General features: G+C 38.1%; 4 protein-coding genes. All 4 read left to right on the top strand.

Translation table 11 applies throughout. The features are described 5' to 3' along the window. The first annotated feature begins 355 nt into the window (after positions 1–355). Positions 356–649 (top strand): HU family DNA-binding protein, encoded by a 294-nt coding sequence (locus IQ228_RS22155; RefSeq protein WP_027401744.1) that lies wholly within the window; start codon positions 356–358, stop codon positions 647–649. A gap of 26 nt (positions 650–675) precedes the next feature. Then, positions 676–1749, top strand: a complete 1074-nt coding sequence (gene cobD, locus IQ228_RS22150; RefSeq protein ID WP_193964451.1) for a threonine-phosphate decarboxylase CobD — start codon at positions 676–678, stop codon at positions 1747–1749. 132 nt (positions 1750–1881) lie between these two features. Next, complete coding sequence (locus IQ228_RS22145; RefSeq protein WP_193964450.1) at positions 1882–3339, top strand: NAD(P)/FAD-dependent oxidoreductase; 1458 nt, start codon at positions 1882–1884, stop codon at positions 3337–3339. A 195-nt stretch (positions 3340–3534) separates the two neighbouring features. After that, the gene (locus tag IQ228_RS22140; protein WP_027401741.1) at positions 3535–3801 is read left to right on the top strand and encodes a hypothetical protein; all 267 of its coding nucleotides are present in this window, start codon (positions 3535–3537) and stop codon (positions 3799–3801) included. Positions 3802–4292 lie beyond the last annotated feature (491 nt).

The following is a 4292-nucleotide window of genomic DNA, read 5'->3' as shown; positions in this document are numbered from 1 at the left end:
TGTGTATAAGAGACAGGAGCAGGGGGCAGGGAGCAGGGGGAAATGACAAATGACCAATGACCAATGACAACTAAGTATTTATTTCTAAAAAATAGGGTATTTTAATTACAAGAAAGAGGTAAAAAAGAAAAAAAATCCTGAAATCTATATAAATTAATAGTTTCATCTATCCACTTCGGGCTACAACACCTTAGAATGATTCATTGAAAAGTCAAGTCAATCGTATTTGCAGCGGTTTTGAGTGTAAATACTCTCAGGGAACGATTTTTGTATTTCTACAAACAGAGATTTAGGTAAAGATGCTTTAATGGTGCATCTTGAGAAATAATCTCTGATAAAACTTTAGGAGTTTAACATGAACAAAGGCGAATTAGTTGATGCAGTAGCTGAAAAGGCTAACGTTACCAAGAAACAGGCTGACCAAGTTTTGAGTGCTGCCATCGAAACTATTGTGGAAGCGGTTTCTTCCGGTGATAAAGTAACATTGGTGGGATTTGGTTCGTTTGAATCACGGGAACGCAAGGCCCGTGAAGGACGTAACCCCAAAACGAATGAAAAAATGGAAATTCCCGCTACCAGAGTTCCCGCTTTCTCTGCTGGAAAACTGTTTAGAGAAAGAGTAGCGCCCCCAAAAGAGCCAAAAGAGTAAGTTCAGTTATAGGAAAAACATTTTTGATGCCACAACAAGCACACGGGGGAAATTTGGCTTGGGCAGCAGCACTGGCTGGCTGTTCCCCTGATGCTATTGTGGATTTCTCTGCCAGTATCAGCCCGTTGGGACCACCAAATAGTGTGATTACGGCGATTGTGTCTCAACTAGGTAGTTTGAGGAATTATCCTGACCCAGAGTATGGTGAATTACGACTTGCTCTGAGTCATTTTCATGAATTACCTACTGAGTGGATTTTGCCGGGTAATGGTTCAGCAGAACTATTAACTTTGGTGGGTAGAGAATTAGCACAATTAGCAGCAACGGTTGTACTAACTCCAGCTTTTGGCGACTATTACCGCACTCTTGCGGTTGATAATGCTAAAGTTCTGGAGTTTCCTGTGGATTTGGCAACGGGGAAAGGGAATATTTCTCTATTGCCAGATTTCGGGCTGAAGACTTCAGGTTTTGGGTTATTGCTGAATAATCCCCATAATCCAACGGGAAAGTTATTCTCACGGGAATCTGTTTTACCGTATTTGGAAAGGTTTGCCTTGGTGGTGGTAGATGAAGCGTTTATGGATTTTTTGCCGCCGGAAGAGGAACAAAGTTTAATTGGGTTGGTGCAGGAATACGAGAATTTGGTGATTTTACGATCGCTCACCAAATTTTACAGTTTACCAGGGCTAAGATTAGGATATGCGATCGCTCACCCTCAACGTTTAGCTAAGTGGAAATCATGGCGAGATCCTTGGCCTGTGAATACTTTAGCAGCCGCCGCAGCGATCGCCGCCCTCCAAGATACAGAATTTCAAAATCTCACCTGGAAATGGCTGCCAGGGGCGAGAAATCAACTATTTCAAGGTCTAGCCTCAATTCTTGGTTTAACACCCATAGAAGGCTCTGTTAACTACCTATTGGTAGAATCTCAACGATCTACTTCCCAGTTACAACAACATTTGCTTCGGCAACACCAGATTTTAATTCGTGATTGCTTAAGTTTTAAAGAATTAGGCGATCGCTTTTTCCGTGTCGCAGTCCGTACAAAAGCTGATAATCAATGCCTATTAACAGCACTTGAAACAATTCAAAATCAATAGCAGGAGTTCAGGCGGTAGGGGCGCAGTCCCTGCGCCCATTCAGGAGTATGGCTAACGCTGCGCTATCAGGAGGAAGAAGGGAGAAGGAAGAAGGAAGAAGGAAGAAGGAAGAATAAAATTACCTAATGACAAATGACAAATATTGATTACGACATCGTTGTTATTGGTGGCAGTATTGCTGGATACCAAGCTGCTTTAAGTGCTACTCAGCTACACGCTAAAGTTGCCTTGATTGTCAGCGCAGATTTTACTCATAACTATAATTTAAATTATCAATACATACTTAGCGAAATTAGTCAAACTACCCAGAAATATTATAATTTAGTAAATCTAGGAACTTACGAAAAAAATATTCACTTAAATCTGGAATTTCTGAACTGGAAAAAAGGATTGTTTTATGCAAATGCTGTTGCCAAAAATATTAATCAAATACATTCTTTGGCGAATTTAGCTGCCCAAGGAGTTGATATTATTGTTGGTAATGGTCAATTTCAATCTTCTCCTCAATTAAGTTTTACGGTTAATGAAAGACGCTTATATAGTCGCACCTACTTACTCGCTAATGATTCTCGTCCATTAATTCCTGATATTTCAGGATTAGATACTATTAAATATCTAACTTTAGCTAATATTTGGCAATCTTTAGAAAAAACCACATTACCCGAAAATTGGGTGATAATTGGTGGTATTCCTCAAAGTATAGAAATAGCCCAAGTTTTAGCCAGATTTGGTTGTCAAGTCACATTAATAGTCAAATATTCTAGTATTTTGCCTAGTCTTGATGCAGAAATAGCCAAATTACTAACAGCACAATTAGAAATTGATGGTGTGCGGATTTTAACACAAACTCAAGTTACCCAAGTCCGACAAATAGATCATAAGAAATGGGTACAAGTTGGAAATCAAGCCATTGAAACCGATGAAATTTTCATTTGTGCTGGACAACAGCCAAATTTAGAGTATTTGAATTTACCAGCGGTGGGAGTAAAATGGCATCAATACCGCTTGGTTGTCAATGAAAAATTACAAACTACAAATCATCGGATTTATGCTTGTGGTGATGTGCTAGGTGGTTATGATATTCAGAATATTGGTAATTATGAAGCTAATATTGCTGTAAAAAATGCCCTATTCTTTCCCAAACTAAAAGTTAATTATGAATTTGTTCCTTGGGGAATATATTCTCAGCCCAGGGTAGCACAAGTTGGTTTAACAGAAAAACAAGCTAAAAACCAATATTCTCAGAAGCAAGTTTTAGTTTTTAAGCAATATTTTAAAACAGCCACGGCGGCACAAATACAAGGAGAAATTACAGGTGTTTGTAAATTAGTAGTTTTGGAAAATGGAAAAATTTTGGGATGTTCTATATTGGGAATAGCAGCAGAAGAATTAATTAATTTAATTAGTTTAGCAATCTCACAAAATATGAAAATTCAGTATTTGGCTAAACTATCACCTATTCATCCCAGTTTTTCCGAAATTCTTATGGAAATAGCGCGAGAATGGCATAGACAGAGAATTAATCAGAACCATACTTTTTCAGAATTGCTACTAAGTTTCTTTAATTATCGTCGTGATTGGAATTTATAGTGGATTATGGTTGAGTGTAGCAAGAATGATTGAGTGTCCGATACCTAGTAAGTAGACGACCTATACTTATCAATTCACTATTTTGTTATTCTGTCAATGCGTAACTCCTATAATCAAACAAATGTTAGGGAATAGGGAATAGGGAATAGGCAGAGGTCAGGGGGAAATAATTTAATAACTAATGACTAATGACTAATGACCAATGGTTTTAACTCGACTGTACCCCAAGGCAAGCTAGAATATAGAGGGATAATTCCCCTATTCAAATTATTAATTAAACAGAATTTTATGGATATTCAAAATGCCCTTGATACCATTAATACTTACCAATGGAACAGTGAGCAATTAAAGGGAACTGCTATTTTATCGGTTTATGCCCTCAAGGGGATTGTTGGCTATGCAGCAAGCCAAAATAAACCAGTAGAGGAATTGTTACCTATGGAAATTGTAGAGGCTAAGTAGTGAGACAGAATTAATTACACGATGTCATTGCGTAAGCGTTGCGTGGCGTTAGCCATATGGAACGAAGTGAAATGAAGCAACCGCAAGGGTTGTGATTGCTTCCCTTCGCTCGCAATGACTGTAAATATTTTTGTCCAATTACTTATCAAATTGGTGGATCTTACAGTTCCTCAACAGTCTATTTAGTTTGAATGCTCAAAAAGTTAGTTTGAATGGGAACTAGCTTTATACCAAATAGATTTTCCTACACCAATTTCCAGTATGCTAGATATGAAACCAGAAACCCAACTAACCAGATTTATGGAAAACCAGATTTATGGGGGTAGAAACAGCTAGATAATTTCTACCCATAACTATCCTTATCTTACTGTTTGTCTAAGTCTTCAATAAGTTGATCAACAAAATCCCTTAACCGTTGCGGCCAGTCAGGGACGGTTTTAATTTTCTCCCTTTGCCCTTTCCGACCTTTAAAACAAATTGGTTGAGCGTCT

The organism is Dolichospermum sp. LEGE 00246 (assembly GCF_015207865.1).
Taxonomy (GTDB): Bacteria; Cyanobacteriota; Cyanobacteriia; order Cyanobacteriales; family Nostocaceae; genus Dolichospermum; species Dolichospermum heterosporum.
Note: the sequence above shows the minus strand (reverse complement) of the source record. Positions and strands in the feature narration are given on the sequence as shown.